Below are 15,841 nucleotides of genomic sequence, written 5' to 3' on the forward strand. Positions count from 1 at the left end.
TGCTTCATGGGTCGTGGAAAAAGGACGATACGCACACCCAGTGCAGTATTCGTAGGCCAGAGAGGTCTCGATGTGTCGCCGATCGGGCAAGCGGGTGGGATGATTCGTACTGTGCTTCAGAGATACACGTATCTAATTCGATTCTGTATCCGATCAGATTCAGCTCGAAGAAATGGAGGCTCTCACGCATGAGCGAGTGATCGTTCACAAGACTCGCTGTTCCCACCGCGTGAAATAACTCGCCGCGGCCGATCTCCTCGAGATCCCCAACTGTTTGTAGATTTTCAGCAGTCTCGCCCGGAATACTCCAGGCGAGACGTTCAGATGGCGCGCAATCTCTGTGTTGGTTCTTCCCGCCGCAATGAGCGACAACACACGCAGGTCCGATGCTGAGCACCCGCTGGATCGCGTCCGCTGCTTTAGGCCACTCCGCTCACGAACCCATTTCAGGATCTCTTGTGTCAATTGTTGGTCCACGACGGCTTGCCCGGCAGCAACGACCTCGATCGCCTTCGCCACGGCCTCACCCGATGCCTGCTTCAGCAGGTAGCCCTGCGCACCGGCAAGAATGGCAGACTTGAGAAGTCGTTTATCGTCGCTGGCGGTGAAAAACAGGACCGCGATCTTCGGGTAGCACGTGCGAATAGTCCGACAGAGATGAATCCCATAGGAATCTCCTGCTTGAATATCCAAGACCACGACATCGGGACGACAGGTTTGTAACAACATTCTGGCTTCAGCGTGAGTCCGTGCGGTGCCCACCACAACCGTGCGGTGGTTCTTAGTAAGGACTGTCTTCAGCCGTTGAAGGACATCATCAGACCGGTCGACCAGCATTACGCGAACTTGTCGCCGAGAATCTGCTGGAGACACTGTGCGCCCCCCACAGGAGGAAACGGTCCGGAGTCAGTGATGAAGATTGTAGACCATGCGAATCCCATTCCCCCACTCTGATTGGCATCATGGTAGCCTCAGCATCTGAAAGTTCACAGGTACGGCCTCGGTAAGTAAGCGACAAGGCAGGAAATGTCCATCCGGGTCTCATTGTGTGGATCGGATCTCTTCGTCGGGGTGATGTCATCAGATCGATGATGTATCTAATTCGATTCTGTATCTAATTCGATTCACCTCATGAAGGTGGCACAACATGTTGATTCCTAAGTGTTGATACCGAATTCGGCTTCGCGTACATTTCCGGCTTCACGTCGTCCATGCAGCCAATTTTGCAGATAGATCACCTCGGCAGAAGCACACACCCCACGCCGTACAAGCCGAGGCATTCAAACTGCTTGGCCTTAAAATGCGGCATGGCCGCCGTCCTCGCCACTTGCTGGGTAAGCCACGTTTCATATACTTGGGCTGATCCTTCACTCCCCCTCCTCCGCACATCTTCGTCGACAGATCAGCAGCTCCAGGAGGAAACGCTCTACTTAAAAGAGGAAACCGTCAGCATCGCGAGCCGGTACGAACAGCCGATTTCCCACGCCCCATCCGACGTGTACGTGATCACCGACGAAGATATTCGTAACTCAGGAGCCACCGACATTCCAACACTCCTCCGCCGAGTCCCGGGCATGGAAGTCATGCAAACCAGCGCTGTCGATTTCAATGTCAGTGTGCGTGGTAATAATCAGTTACTCGCCAATAAAGTCCTTGTTCTTATCGACGGCCGATCCATCTCTACATTGACCAAGCCGGAATCGTCTTATGGAAGCTCCTCCCAATAGCACTGCCTGAAATCAAACGGATCGAGGTCCTCAAGGGCCCAGCATCGGCTGTCTACGGATTTAATGCCTTTGACGGAGTGGTGAATATCATCACGAAATCTCCAGAAGAGATGCGCGGGACCACTTTGCAGGTTGCGGGAGGCCAAATTGGCACCTTGCTCACAAGTGCGATCCAAGCTGGAACCGTGGGCAACTGGGGCTATCGCGTGTCGGGCGGGCATGAGCAGTCTCAGCGCTGGCCTGACAGAGGTGCAGCTGCCCTCAATAATCAACGGATCGGTGGCATGACGGAGTATCGCCTTTCAAACAGTGGAAAGATACGGGCCGAGGCAGGCATCGGTCGATCTAATCCCTACAACGGGTTCACAGCAGATGCTGCTACTGTCGATTCTCATCACTCCCAGGCCCATGCTCTGCTCAGCTACGAACAGAACGGCCTGCTTGTCCGTGGCTGGTGGAATGGTCTCTTTGCCGAGAGCACCCCAAGCGTAATTCCTCCCTTGACTCCCCTCGTTGCCTTGACCGACCGATCCGGGAAGAGAGATCTCGAGTTATCATTCAATACCTATGATTTCGAATCGCGTTACCAATTCCGGCCATCTAAAAAGCTGAAGTTCAACCTCGGCACCAACTTTCGCCATATTATTGCTTCATCGAACATCTTCAGTACCGGACGGCCGAGAATCGGTTAGGCCTTTATGCCCAAGGGGACTGGTTGGTGCTCCCTTCTCTGGAAGTAAGCGCTGGTCTCCGCTACGATCTCGATACCCTCATCAACCCCACCCTGTCGCCTCGTGGTGCGCTGGTGTACCACCTGAATTCGAACCATGCGCTCGGCCTATCTGGCTCGGTCGCCTATCGCCCTCCGACAACCATCGAGGTTGGCCCAACGTCTTAATCCTTTAACCCTTCCGGGATCACCCCCACCAGCGACCGCAGTTTTAGGATCAACCGACGTGAAGCCTGAACAGATCGTCCCTTATGAATTGGCTATCAAGGCTGGTGGTGGACCACAGGCTACGAACGAGGGTGACCGGATTTTTCAACCAGATTTCTGACCAAATCATATTTCGCAATCCAACGAGCAATCCATTAAGCCCAGCGACCCCCATTAATGGAAACTCAGCCGATATTTATGGAGGAGAAGTCGGCGTAGAAGCCTTAATAACGTCTTGGCTCTCGGGGTTTGCCAATTACGCATATCAAGAGGTTGGAAAATCCTCCGGTAGATCTAGCGAGCGAGGATTTTCTCACCACAAGGTGAATGCTGGACTCCGAATGACCTGGCATCCATTGAGGGGTGAGGTGCTCTACCATCATGTGGGCGCCGCATCCTATCCCTTATCGGAACTGTTCACGAATCTGGCACCCTTCTTCCCCGTCGGCACCATAGTTCCCCAAGAACGTGTCTCCAGTTACAACCTCCTCAATCTCCGGCTGGGCTATGTCATCTGGCGACAACAGACAGGTGACAATGTGAGGGAAGCTGAACTCGCGATTTCCGTCTTCAACGCTCTGAACGATACCCATCGCGAACATCCACTCGGCGACTTGCTTGGAACCAGGGTGATGGGATGGTTAACAGTAAAACTCTGATCCATTCTCCTCACGCAACACCTGCGGCCCAATAATTGCTTCTCAATTTCGCCCATGCAGTTGAACCAGCGCGTCATCCTCTTTCATCATCGCGTCGTTGGCAACGCGTGTAGATGTCAGCTATGATACCTAATTAGTCGATTGAATTTGGATCTCTCATGTTGCTCCTATCAGCTCTCTTGACGCTCCTCTCCTTCACAACCCTCCGGGACAGGGTTGAGGCGGCAGAAATTGCCATCGTCAAATCCGCGGATCTGCCGTCTTACGACCAAGCCATTATGGGATTCAAGGCAGGCCTTCCATCGCTGGTGAAGGTAAAAGAGTACAGCCTGAACGGTCACCTCACACGAGGCAGGGAAATCGGCAGAGGGTTGCGCGCCTCACCACCCGATCTGATCTTCGCGGTCGGACTCAAGGCAGCGATGTCCACCAAGCTGGAAATCTTCGATACACCCGTGGTGTTCTGTATGGTACTAAATCCTGAAACCTATGATCTTCCCGCATCCAACATGACTGGGATTGCCGTTCGGACCACACCGGAAGTGCAACTAGCAGCGCTCCACTCCCTCATGCCCAATCGAAAACGAATCGGAGTGCTGTACGGTGAGGACCAAACAGGGGCCGCTGTTCGGAAGGCAATCCAAGTGGCTCGTCAGCAGGGCTTGGAGCTTGTCCCGGTTGCGGTCCGACGCCAGGAAGACGTTGCTCATGCCCTCCGTGGGTTGCTTCCGAAGATCGACGCCTTGTGGCTGATTCAAGACCAGCTTGTCGTGTCTGAATCGGTCATCCCTCTCTTTTTAGAATCAAGTCTGACGGCCAAGGTACCGATCTTTACCTTCTCCTCCACGTTAGTCCAGCAAGGAGCCGTCGGAGCGCTTGTCTTGGATCCCTGGGCCGTGGGCCAGCAGGCGGCACGGCTGTCACTGAAGCGCCTCGGAGACGCCGGTGCTTTTGCAGGCACAATGGAAGCTCCTGAGCACTCTCAATGGGCAGTGAACCTAAAATCCGCATCCTACTTCGACATATCGCTCAATCCCGAGCTGATCCGGTTGGCCAACCATCTCTTTAGCGGATCGGGGCCGATCGCTCACAATCGCGATGCCTCGGATCTCACCCCTTAGCCATGCAGCCAAGAGGAGTGGGCGACCGCACATGATGGACGGCTCACGAATGAGAGCGAAATTCGGCACACTGACACCTCATCGGTTTTCGATCTCGCTCCGAGCCAAGCTGGTCTGCTGTATCGCACTGATCCTGGTCATTGCGTGCCTCCTCCTGGCTTGGCTGTTTGTCCGACAACAGGTGCGATCTGCGGCAGAAAGCTCGGTGCAGAGCGGCACTCTCCTCGCCCAACATCTTGCCCAGATGGGTCGCTCTAGTATCGTCGCCGGGGACATCCCTCGGTTACACCACCACATGCACGAAATTCTCGCCGTCAATCCAGTCGCCTATGTCGCCGTCATCGCTCCAAATGGTGAGCTCCAGGCCGGGTTTGGAAAGGGAGCGTGGCAAGAACAATTCGCTCCTCAGGATCCCGCACACCGCCGGTTTGCCGCGACAAAATTAGTCCAGCTCCGTCATCAGGGGAATATGACAAATGAGCCGCTTGTCAGCGCCATCGGCCTCAGCAGCCAGGGACCTACCCTTCGAGATACCATCGACCTAGCTCCGGGAGAATTACTGGCGTTAGTCGCAGGAACCGAGCTTCCCATTTTTTATGATATTACGGTTCACGTCCCACGCTACCCACTGGTCAGCGGGTGGGATCCTGCGCTGCAACTCACGCTTGAAGAACGATGGGACGGACTTGAGGAGGACACCACGCAGACTCTGATCCCTCCAACCCTCGTGCAGGTCGGCATATCAACGGCTCCGCTTCAGCAGAGTCTACGCCGGCTCTTGTGGCAAGCGGTCATGATTACACTGAGCACCCTGATCGGTGGGCTGGCCATGGCCGTCGTACTGGCCCGCCGCATCACCATTCCCTTGCAAGGTCTCACGGTTGCCGCCACGAAACTCGCAGATGGAGATACCGTGCCGAACTTGGCGATACGTACCCGAGATGAAATCGGCACACTCACCAGTGTCTTCAACCACATGGCAAAAACATTACATTCCCGCGAGCAGGAATTGCGCGAGTTGGCCCACAGCCTCGAAGATCGAGTCACAGCTCGCACACAGGAACTCGCCGCAGCTAACGCCAAGCTGCAAGAACTCGACCGCCGCAAATCCATTTTCATCTCTACGGCCTCCCACGAACTTCGGACACCGTTGACCTCTATGAAAGTCCACATCGCCAACCTCTGCGATGGAATCGATGGGGCCATCACTACCGAACAACAGCAGTCGTTGACACGTATGAGGGCCAACCTGTCTCGTCTTCACACGCTGATCGACGACCTCCTGGATCTGTCACAGATTGAGATGGGTCAAACGACGGTGCGCTTGGAACAGATCGCCGTCGGGCATGTGGTGGCCAAGTCCATCGAAGAGATGCGTCCGTTGGCCTCCGAACGTCGAGTGCATATCACGATGACCCTGGCATCCGATCTGCCCCGCGTGTCGGCTGACTCCGACAAATTGTACCGAATCATCCTCAATCTCTTGCATAATGCGGTCAAATTTACGCGTCCACACACGACGGTCGACGTGTCGGCCACCTTGTTGCCAAACGGTCATGTGAGGATTTCTGTGTCGGATGCGGGTCCCGGGATCACGCTGGAGGAGGCGGAAAGGGTCTTTCAACCGTTCTATCGAGTATCCACCACACCCAAGCAATCAAAGGGGGCGGGTCTTGGACTGGCGATCGCCAAGTTGCTCGTTGACCTACATCATGGCCGACTGTGGGTTGAGAGCGTGCCAGGGCATGGGAGCCGTTTTTCGTTTACCCTGCGCCCAATTCCCGTGACGCAACCCACTATCGCAACGGCGGTCTCAGATCGCACACCCAATCTCCCGATGATCCGTCGGTAAGCCCCTGCCGGCAGGGGCTCCTGAAAATCCTGTCGTGTCCTCTCGGACTACGTGAACGATGACTTCGTCTGGACCCCTCTTTGCCGGATGAGTCTCGTGAGGTAGGTGCGTTGTAGACCGAGCAGCTCAGCCGCCTTCGTTTGGTTCCATCCGGATCGCCGCAGCGCTTCTTCCAGGAGCTTTCGGCTGTGCGTCTCCATCACGGCATGGTAGTTCAGACTACAGTCCTCCGACAGGTCCGTCTCAAACGACAACTTGCGCTGAACCTTGATCCCAAGGTGTTCGGGCTCGATGGAGTGGTCTGGACACAAGACCGTGGCTCGGGCCAACACATTTTCCAGCTCCCGTACATTGCCCGGCCAGTGATAGGCACGGAGCACATTCAGCGCCTCCGGGCTCACCGTGATAGGACGACGTCCAGGTGCAGAACCATGTCGCCGAATAAAGTAGTCGACTAATACGGGGATATCGTCCCCTCGCTTGCGTAACGGCGGAAGCGTCAGCGAGATGACATTCAGCCGATAGTACAGGTCTTCTCGGAACGCCCCTTGAAGAATCGCGTCCTTCAGATCTCGGTTCGTCGCGGCCACAAAACGCACGTCGATGCGAATCGGTCGATTGCCTCCGACACGATAGAACTCTTGGTCCTGTAATACGCGGAGGAGGCGCGTCTGAAGCCCAGCCGGCATATCCCCAATCTCGTCGAGAAAGACCGTCCCACCTGCGGCGGCCTCAATCTTTCCCTGCTCTCGCGTGACCGCTCCCGTGTACGCGCCCTTTTCATGGCCGAACAACTCATTTTCGAGGAGGCTCTCCGGCAACGCCGCACAGTTGACGACCACGAAGGGTCTTGTGGCGCGTGGACTCCAGCGGTGTAACGCGCGTGCCATCACCTCCTTGCCGGTTCCGGTTTCACCCAGCAAAAGCACGGTGGCCGAAGAGGCAGCGGCACGGCGGGCCGTCTCGAGCAGCTGCCCCATCCGTTGACTCGGCCCTACAATACACGCATAGCGTTCGTACACTTCCGCTTGCAGAAGACCAACCTGCCTCGTGATGGCCGATTGTGCTACGGCCTTTTCGATCACGACAGCGAGGTGGTCTGGTTCGAACGGTTTGCTGAGGAAATCACACGCCCCCAGCCGCATCGCCTCTACAGCTCGACCGATGGTCCCAAACGCTGTAATGACAATCACTTCGGGCAGAGTCGGAGCGGGAACGGCCGAACGCTTTTCAGCAAGATGTTTGAGGATGTCCAGCCCGCCGAGACCCGGCAATTCAATGTCGAGCAGCATGACATCAGGCTGATCATCGAACACCATGCGCAGCGCCTGCTCACCATCTTCGGCCGTGAGCACATCGTGCCCCATCCATGACAAGCGCTTGGTCAACGACGTGAGGATGTCCGGGTCGTCATCGACGATGAGACACGGGCCTGCATCGATACTCCTGGTCTGGTTTCTCGCGGCACCATTGTAGCGGAAGATGAGTCGAAGGAGTAAGTCAGTCCACGATTAAGTCGTTATTGAAAGCAAGAATGGGACCTTGGTCACTGCACGATAGGAAGTGGCGTGATGCCTACGCTTTCGTCAATCCATCTTCTAAGTCATTGAACAGAATGTGTGGTTCGTAACTCCTGGTCACGAACAATTCTTCAGATGGCCTGACATATTCCATCTGTCTACAAAAGGATTCTGTATCGAATTAGATTCAGTCGAACATGAACTCCAAACCACGCGCTCAATCTAAACGCTAGAGGGAGAGGGAAGCGGTTTGACCCAGAGGTAGAGCACCCAACAGAGCAGAAGGAACCCTCCCGTCACCAGGAGCAGTCCTAGTGACGGGAGGGCGGTCGGGACGGACGCGACATCGACTTGTGGACTGGCGATGTCGCGTTCACGGCCGGTTACTTCTGACGACGCCGCCAGCCGGCCATCGCCAGGTGCCCGCCACCATCCGCCGCCGCCAATGCCCCCCAGGAGAGCTTGCCGGTCTCGCTATCCAGATCGAGCAGACTGTGCTTCATCTGCCCTTCCAGCTTCGCGACGCGGGCCTGCAATTCCAGCTCTCTTTCAGCCGCGTATCGTCGTCCATGATTTCCACATGGGCCCGGTTCATCGCGGCCCATCCCACCGCATAGGTGTAGCCCCGGTACTGGTGGGCCAGCTCACGTGCACTGCACCAGGTGGTCTTCGCCATTTCGAACAGCTTCACCTCATTGGCCGCCGGGTTGTTCCCCCTTCGACCAATAGATCTGGAAGAACTGTTCAAAGCCGTCTTGCACCGGCGCCGGCAGGGTCGGCCGGTTGGTCTTCTGCCCGGTCACAGGCCCGCCTTGTGTTCTCTTCCACGACATGATGCGCTTCGTCGTACTTGTCCAAGCCGGAGAAGGTCCCCATTGTCCATGAACTCCATCCAGGCTCGGGCATAGGTTTCGGAGTGGCAATTGGTACAGGTCTTGATCCACGCATCGTTGCGCTTGTCAGCCCATTCGGTCTTGATGTTCTCCGAATACCCGGCACGAACGGATAGTTCGCCCAGCGCACTTTCCGCACGACGTTGTGCGCGATCTTGCCTGTGATACTCCGCGGCAGTATTGGCAAGTCGGCGCGGTCTCGGCCCCGTTCTTCATCGCTTTTTGATCGGCACGTTGAAGTTCCAATGGTCTTTATCCGCTGGTACTTCGGCCCATGCCTGAGAGGTTGTAGGCTTCCCAGTTGTTGTGGTCGGCCCCGCTGGCACTCCGCACAGACTTCCGGCTTGCGGGATTCCGCCACCGAGAACTCATGCCGGGCAGGCAGGTGTCGCACTTGTTCTGATTGACGTGACAGCCGGTGCACGCATCGGCGATTTCCGCTGTGACATTCCCGCCTACACGTCCACTTCGACGTTGGCCTTGTAGTCCAGCGCATGCGACGGGCGGCCCTTCGGCCACTGATCCTTCGGCCAGGTAATGGTGTCCCGCTCAGACTCCCGCTCAGCAAGCTCTTGCAAGTGACAGGTGCCGCAGGTGTCGCGGTGGCCAACTTGATGTCCTTGCGGTGGTCGGCTTTCTGCTTGGTATTGATGTCGAAGTGGCAGTCGATACGGCCCACTTCTTTCAGCTTTTCGGTCTTCCCCAGCTTGCCCATCGAGCGCAGGTTCTCTTCGACGGCTTCCAGCTTGGCCTTCTTGTAGTATGTCGGATCTTTCCGGGCTCAACTTCCGAATCTTGTCCAGGTTGGCATGGGTGCTCTTCTTCCACGCCCGGCCCACCCCGGCGATTCATCAGTGTGACACTTCCACATTCCCGCCGGCTCGCTGCTTCTTTGACGGCTTGCGGCGGCTTATGGAAGGTGTGGGGTCGAAATACTTACTGAAGGAGATCGGCTGCCAATATTGCCCGTACTTCCTAGCCCACGCCCTGCTCCGGGTCCATGTACCAGCTTAATCAGGGCTTCGTACCAGTTCTTCGGCGACGCCGAACGCTCCAACTTCAACGCCCTCGGCCGTCTCCTTCGGCACCGACGAAAATTCGCCTCCACCGGTGCGGCCAGCACACTCAGGCCGCAGACGACCATCGCATACTTCAGCACATCCTTCACGCTCACCATTTCGACTCCTTCCGTTTGATGACCAGCGCGCCCTGGCCATACCATGATCTCAGCTCTATCTTCATTCGGCATCTCGTTTCATGATGACGTAGCGTTTTATCACGACGATGCCCGGCGGTGATAGTAGAAAATCACCGCCGGGTTCACTGACCCAGTCCTGAGCCTCACTAAGGAGATGAACCGCTGGAGCAGGCGTTCCAGCCTGACCCTGGGCTGGGATGTAAATACGTAGCTAAGCGAGCTCTCACAACCTTCTCCTCCATTCACGACTTGAATATCTCCAAACAAAGCAAATATCATTCCGCGCCTACCGACACATAGGTGGTATGCCTTCGCCGAATCTATTGTCGGACTGCCCATGGTTCCACATAGCACTAGGCTCAGCTGATGTACGCGACAAACGGAATGCCCACTTCAGGCTGAGGCAGGATCAAGACAGACCACGAAGACTTCCAGATTAGATTTATAGAAGATTGTATCTAAATCGATTCAGTATCTGATTTGATTCACAACACTAAGGCGAGACCTACGCCGGATCAGCGAGAGGCAAGGTGGGGTGAACGTTCTTTCAACCTATTGTGATGGTTCTTGTGTCGCCCCAGAGAGTTCCTGCGCTTTACTCAGGCTCGTAGTTTAGGTTTGGGGAAAGCCATCGCTCGACAGTGCGGAGGTCCATTCCCTTACGACGGGCATAGTCGTCGACTTGATCTTTCCCGATCTTGCCGACGGCAAAGTACTTGGCCTCAGGATGGGCGAAATAGAACCCGCTCACCGACGCCGCCGGCCACATCGCAAAGCTGTCTGTCAGCGTGATACCGGCATTCTTTTCCACTGACAACAGATCAAACAACAGTCGCTTCTCTGTATGGTCAGGACAAGCTGGGTAACCAGGCGCCGGACGGATTCCCCGATACTTTTCACGGATCAGATCCTCGTTTTTGAGTTGTTCATTCCGGCCATATCCCCATTCACTTCTCACTCGTGCATGGAGATATTCTGCAAACGCCTCAGCCAACCGATCGGCGAGGGCTTTGGCCATGATGGAATTGTAGTCGTCATGGTCTCGATCAAATCGCGCGCAGAGCTCATCGATCCCGATTCCAGCCGTGACGGCAAAGGCTCCGATATAATCTGCCCGACCTGATTCTTTTGGAGCCACATAATCGGCCAATGAAAGGTTCGGCTGTCCTGCCGGCTTTTCCGATTGTTGCCGGAGATGATGGATCGTCGTGAGCAGGGTCGTTCGGGACGGATCCTGATAGAGCTCGATATCATCCCCGACACTGGCGGCAGAGAAAAACCCATAGACTCCCTTGGCCTTCACCTGTCTCTTCTGGATGATTTCATCCAACACCCCTCGCGCATCGTCATAGAGTTCCTGCGCCTTTGGTCCCACCGTCGAATCGTTCAGAATCGCCGGATATCGTCCCTTCAGCTCCCAGGTATGGAAGAACGGCGACCAATCAATGTATGGCATCAGTTCGACCAGAGGTTGATCGGAAATAGTCTGAATACCCAATCGCGCCGGTGTTGGAAGATCGATCGTGGCCCAGTCCGAGACACAACGATTCGCGCGTGCCTGGATCAGTGGGAGTACCGGCTTAGCAGCGCGATCCTGGTGTGCTTGTCGCATCCGCTCGTAATCATCCCGCACTTGTTTCACGAAACCTGACCGTTGCGTGTGACTCACCAAACTGCCGACGACGCCGACCGCCCGCGACGCATCCAATACATGGACGACGCCGCGCTCATAGGATGGCGCAATTTTGACGGCTGTGTGGGCTTTGCTCGTCGTGGCACCGCCGATCAGAAGCGGTACATCAAATCCCTCGCGCGTCATTTCTTTCGCTACATGCACCATCTCATCGAGCGACGGTGTAATGAGCCCGCTCAGACCGATGATGTCGGCTTTGTTCTCTCGGGCAGCCGCGAGGATCTTTTCACAGGGCACCATGACACCGAGATCGATGACTTCATAGTTGTTACAACCGAGTACGACCCCGACAATGTTTTTCCCGATATCATGCACGTCGCCCTTCACTGTCGCGAGCAGGACCTTGCCCTGTGATTGGAAATTGCCGGTCCGCTTCTTCTCTTCTTCCATGAACGGCATCAGATAGGCCACGGCCTTCTTCATCACGCGGGCGCTCTTGACGACCTGCGGCAAGAACATCTTGCCGGAACCGAACAGGTCTCCGACGATGTTCATGCCCGCCATTAACGGGCCTTCTATGACCTCCAACGGTTTGGCGTATTGTTGACGAGCCTCTTCGGTATCTTGGTCGATATAGTCCGTGATGCCTTTCACCAGCGCATGGGAGAGTCGCTCCGCCACGGTAGCCTTCCGCCACTCATCGTCCTTGGCAACTACCTTCCCCTTAGCCTTGACGGTCTCAGCGAAACTGACGAGACGCTCGGTCGCGTCGGGCCGCCGATTGAGCAACACGTCTTCGACAAGTTCGAGCAGGTCTTTGGGGATCTCCTCGTACACGGCAAGCTGACCGGCATTCACGATGCCCATATCGAGTCCAGCTTGAATCGCGTGATACAGAAACGCGGCATGCATCGCCTCTCGAACGATGTTGTTGCCACGGAATGAGAAGGAAACATTACTGATGCCTCCGCTGACCTTCGCACCAGGCAGGTGCTGCTTGATCCAGCGCGTCGCCTCAATGAAATCCACCGCGTAGTTGTTATGTTCTTCAATTCCGGTCGCCACGGTCAACACATTGGGGTCGAAGATAATGTCCTGCGAGGGGAACCCAACCTGTTCGGTCAGGATCTTATACGAACGTGCGCAGATCTCTTTTCTCCGTTCCAGCGTATCAGCCTGTCCCTTCTCATCGAAGGCCATGATGATGACCGCCGCGCCATAGCGACGGACGAGTGTCGCGTGCTCGATGAATTTCCGTTCGCCTTCTTTGAGACTGATGCTGTTGACGATCGCCTTGCCCTGAATATTCTTGAGCCCGGTTTCCAGCACCTCCCATCTGGAACTATCCACCATGATCGGCACTTTACAGATGTCCGGTTCCGACGCGACGAGACGAAGAAACTTTTCCATCGCCGCCTTGGAGTCGAGCATCCCTTCATCCATGTTCACATCGATAACCTGGGCACCGCCTTCAACTTGTTGACGTGCGACCGATACTGCGGTTTCGTAGTCACCGGACAATACCAGCTTCGCGAACGCCGGTGATCCGGTCACATTCGTTCGCTCGCCGATATTGAGGAAGTTTGAGTCCGGCCTGATGGTCACGGCTTCGAGCCCGCTCAATCGCGTGTACGGTTCAACCCGCGAGATCGCATGCGGCTTCACGCCATGTACAGCGTCGGCAATTTTCTTGATGTGGGCGGGCGTCGTTCCACAACAGCCTCCGACGATGTTGAGCCATCCATTCTCCGCCCACTCACGAAGTTGAGGGGCTAATGTGTCAGGTGTTTCCGGGAATCCGGTCGGCAGTAACGGATTCGGGAGACCGGCATTGGGGTGCGCACTGATATGGGTTGGTGCGATGTGCGAGAGTTCTTCGATCAGCGGGCGCATTTCCTTTGGCCCAAGCGCGCAATTCATTCCCACGCTGAGCAACGGCACATGGGAGATGGAATTCCAGAAAGCTTCGACGGTTTGCCCTGTCACACCACGATTGCTCCCGGCTTGGATGAACGTCACCGATGCCATGATCGGCACCTGGCGCGCACCGGAGGCGAAGGCCTGCTGGATCGCAAAGAACGCAGCCTTCGCGTTCAACGTGTCAAAGATCGTCTCGACGAGCAGCAAGTCAACGCCGCCGTCAAGCAGCCCCCGAATCTGCTCACCGTAGGCTTTCACCAACTCGTCATAGGTTGTCCCGCGAGCAGCCGGACTGTTCACATCGGTGGAAATCGACGATGTCTTTGTGGTCGGACCGATCGCCCCGGCGACAAAACAACGCCGTTCCGGCTGCGCTCGTTGTACGGCCTCGACCGCCCGCTTGGCACACTCCGCTCCGGCTTTGGAAAGTTCGTACCCCAGATTCTCCATCCCGTAGTCCGCCAGGGAAATGGCTTGGGCATTGAACGTATTGGTTTCAACGATGTCGGCACCCGCTTCCAAGTACTGCCGGTGAATCTCTTCGATGATGGCAGGTTGGGTCAGATTGAGCAGGTCATTGTGCCCCTTTACATCCTTCTTCCAATCTTTGAATCGCTCTCCCCTGAACCCTGCCTCATCCAGCTTCCGCTGCTGAATCATCGTCCCCATCGCCCCATCTAGAATGAGAATTCGGTCTTGCAACAGAGCCTCGATGGACACTTTGTGCTGTATGGCCATGATTACCTTGATGACAAAATTTAATACGTTACTCTCGCTCTGCTCGCGATCATACTGGAAGGCATTCCAAGCGAGCAAGCAGGAGCTCCATTCTTGACAGATATTTGGAGCGCTGGCTACGATGCCAGGCGATGTCGATCTTATCGAGCCTACGAATGACACGACATATTCTTTTTCTCTCTATCGTAACCCTGACAACACCTCCCTCGCTGACTCTTGCCGAACCGTACTTTGAGGATGGGTTTCTAGGCCTTTCCCAGAAAGAACTCCACGATACACTCGGCATGCCACAGGCCGTGCGGGATCGAAAATCCGCCTTGCGAGTCTTCACCTATTACCCGATCACAGATTGGTCGCATTACTTCAGCAACGTGGTCTCACCGGAGAACGGCGAAGATGTGTATACCTTCACGCGCGACGGCATCGAGATCCGCTACTCGTTCAGCTACGCCGTTGACCCGAATGATCACAACGAGAATCGCCCGTTGATCGTTCGACTCGTGGATATCGAGTTTGCGCCGCCCGTTCCGCTCCATCGCATCCCGGCCGTAGTTCCCGAGTTTCATCCTTCACCGGACCCCAGCTCCCCGGCGTTTCGATCCAATATCTGGTTGCTCTTGTTCAAAGGAACGCCTTCATCAGCGGCTCGGTTCATCGTGAGAGAGAACACAAAGGAGCGACTGGATTGGACGCTCTGCTTCCAATTCTTCTCACTGCAGGGACTACCTGATCGCCTAACGACCAGGGCCTTGATCGATCGAATGGAAATCAGCACGCAGAGCTTGCAGCTGGTGACCCTTCGCCAGCGCCATACGCATGAGCCAATCTCCAATCCCTACGCTCACCCGATAGGCCTAGACTCGGTTCCACCCAAGCCATGGCCCAAACCAATCCCGGTTCCTCAATACGAGGAGTAGTCGACACGAAGAATGGAACGGAGGTTTACTGCGGCGGTTGTTGCAGCCGATCCTGTTGTGCTTGACCTGAAGCGACAGCCTTCTTCTTCAAGCTATCCATTGGTCCACCGTCGGTCGTATACAGCAGCACAGGCGTCCCGATTCCAAGCACAAGGAGCAAGCCTAGGGCCAGCAACCTGATCATAGGGCTGTTCTTGCTCAGATACATGATGACCAACAGAATGACTGCCGCAATGCCTGCGGAGTTGAGGATCGGCAATTCGCTCAAACTCGATTTATCCAACTTACTTGGAAACTTCGGCATCTCCCACCCAAAAGCATTCGCTCCTTCCTGAAGCTTCTGCTGCATGGATTGACTCTTCGGATGTGCCTTTTCCACTGAACCCGGTTGTTCATGCGACTTCACTTTTGCCCGATATTTTTCAGGAATCGTCTCCGGCGAATCGGTAAATACCGGATTCCCCTGGTCATCGATGTAGGAGTAGATGGTCGTCGCCAGAACTTCCACGGTGGTGCTCATTCCAAGCACAAGACAAAGGCCGATCGGAAGGAGACGGTGTCGCATAGTGGTCACGCTATCCATCATCGTGGTGGGTTGTGTCGTAAACTCATCAAGCAAGTATAGCGCCTGATTATACACGGTTGATTTCATTGGCTATTCTTGCCACTTCATTGACTCCAACTTCCTTGACTCATGGACAAGTCACTTGCTAGCATCGAAACTTC

At 55.6% G+C, this 15,841-nt stretch carries 8 protein-coding genes and 3 pseudogenes; 6 read left to right on the forward strand and 5 right to left on the reverse strand.

What is annotated here, in order from left to right:
• Positions 1 to 204: 204 nt before the first annotated feature.
• A complete protein-coding gene (locus IPM58_05780) occupies positions 205 to 873 on the reverse strand; it encodes a response regulator transcription factor (protein ID MBK9306595.1) in 669 nt (222 codons plus the stop codon).
• A 338-nt stretch (positions 874 to 1,211) separates the two neighbouring features.
• Here IPM58_05780 and IPM58_05785 point away from each other — a divergent pair.
• The 5 genes and pseudogenes from IPM58_05785 to IPM58_05805 all read left to right on the forward strand — a co-directional run bounded on the left by IPM58_05785 (position 1,212) and on the right by IPM58_05805 (position 6,296).
• Positions 1,212 to 2,419: pseudogene (locus IPM58_05785) on the forward strand (TonB-dependent receptor).
• A complete protein-coding gene (locus tag IPM58_05790; GenBank protein MBK9306596.1) occupies positions 2,380 to 2,625 on the forward strand; it encodes a TonB-dependent receptor in 246 nt (81 codons plus the stop codon). The pseudogene IPM58_05785 and the gene IPM58_05790 overlap by 40 nt, the downstream one beginning before the upstream one ends.
• A gap of 83 nt (positions 2,626 to 2,708) precedes the next feature.
• Positions 2,709 to 3,323, forward strand: a complete 615-nt coding sequence (locus IPM58_05795; GenBank protein ID MBK9306597.1) for a TonB-dependent receptor — start codon at positions 2,709 to 2,711, stop codon at positions 3,321 to 3,323.
• A gap of 158 nt (positions 3,324 to 3,481) precedes the next feature.
• A complete protein-coding gene (locus IPM58_05800; protein MBK9306598.1) occupies positions 3,482 to 4,444 on the forward strand; it encodes an ABC transporter substrate-binding protein in 963 nt (320 codons plus the stop codon).
• A gap of 31 nt (positions 4,445 to 4,475) precedes the next feature.
• A complete protein-coding gene (locus IPM58_05805; GenBank protein ID MBK9306599.1) occupies positions 4,476 to 6,296 on the forward strand; it encodes a HAMP domain-containing histidine kinase in 1,821 nt (606 codons plus the stop codon).
• A 47-nt stretch (positions 6,297 to 6,343) separates the two neighbouring features.
• On the opposite strand, the pseudogene IPM58_05810 reads toward IPM58_05805, so the two are convergent.
• From IPM58_05810 to metH, 3 genes and pseudogenes are all read right to left on the reverse strand, one after another.
• Positions 6,344 to 7,720, reverse strand: a pseudogene (locus IPM58_05810) (sigma-54-dependent Fis family transcriptional regulator).
• 479 nt (positions 7,721 to 8,199) lie between these two features.
• Positions 8,200 to 9,883 (reverse strand): annotated as a pseudogene (locus IPM58_05815) (hydroxylamine reductase).
• A gap of 619 nt (positions 9,884 to 10,502) precedes the next feature.
• The gene (metH, locus tag IPM58_05820; protein ID MBK9306600.1) at positions 10,503 to 14,198 is read right to left on the reverse strand and encodes a methionine synthase; all 3,696 of its coding nucleotides are present in this window, start codon (positions 14,196 to 14,198) and stop codon (positions 10,503 to 10,505) included.
• Between the two features lie 155 nt (positions 14,199 to 14,353).
• Between metH and IPM58_05825 the strand changes: the two genes are divergently transcribed.
• The gene (locus tag IPM58_05825) at positions 14,354 to 15,115 is read left to right on the forward strand and encodes a hypothetical protein (GenBank protein ID MBK9306601.1); all 762 of its coding nucleotides are present in this window, start codon (positions 14,354 to 14,356) and stop codon (positions 15,113 to 15,115) included.
• Positions 15,116 to 15,140: 25 nt separating this feature from the next.
• On the opposite strand, the gene IPM58_05830 is transcribed toward IPM58_05825, so the two are convergent.
• On the reverse strand, positions 15,141 to 15,767 hold the full coding sequence (locus IPM58_05830; protein MBK9306602.1) for a hypothetical protein: 627 nt from the start codon (positions 15,765 to 15,767) through the stop codon (positions 15,141 to 15,143).
• Between the last annotated feature and the right edge of the window lie 74 nt (positions 15,768 to 15,841).

This window comes from Nitrospira sp. (assembly GCA_016715825.1).
GTDB lineage: Bacteria > Nitrospirota > Nitrospiria > Nitrospirales > Nitrospiraceae > Nitrospira_D.

Coding starts and splice junctions, on each gene's coding strand:
- IPM58_05795 (MBK9306597.1), top strand. CDS start 2,709: ATGAATTGGCTATCAAGGCTGGTGGTGGACCACAGGCTACGAACGAGG.
- IPM58_05800 (MBK9306598.1), top strand. CDS start 3,482: ATGTTGCTCCTATCAGCTCTCTTGACGCTCCTCTCCTTCACAACCCTC.
- IPM58_05805 (MBK9306599.1), top strand. CDS start 4,476: ATGATGGACGGCTCACGAATGAGAGCGAAATTCGGCACACTGACACCT.
- metH (MBK9306600.1), bottom strand. CDS start 14,198: ATGGCCATACAGCACAAAGTGTCCATCGAGGCTCTGTTGCAAGACCGA.
- IPM58_05825 (MBK9306601.1), top strand. CDS start 14,354: ATGACACGACATATTCTTTTTCTCTCTATCGTAACCCTGACAACACCT.
- IPM58_05830 (MBK9306602.1), bottom strand. CDS start 15,767: ATGAAATCAACCGTGTATAATCAGGCGCTATACTTGCTTGATGAGTTT.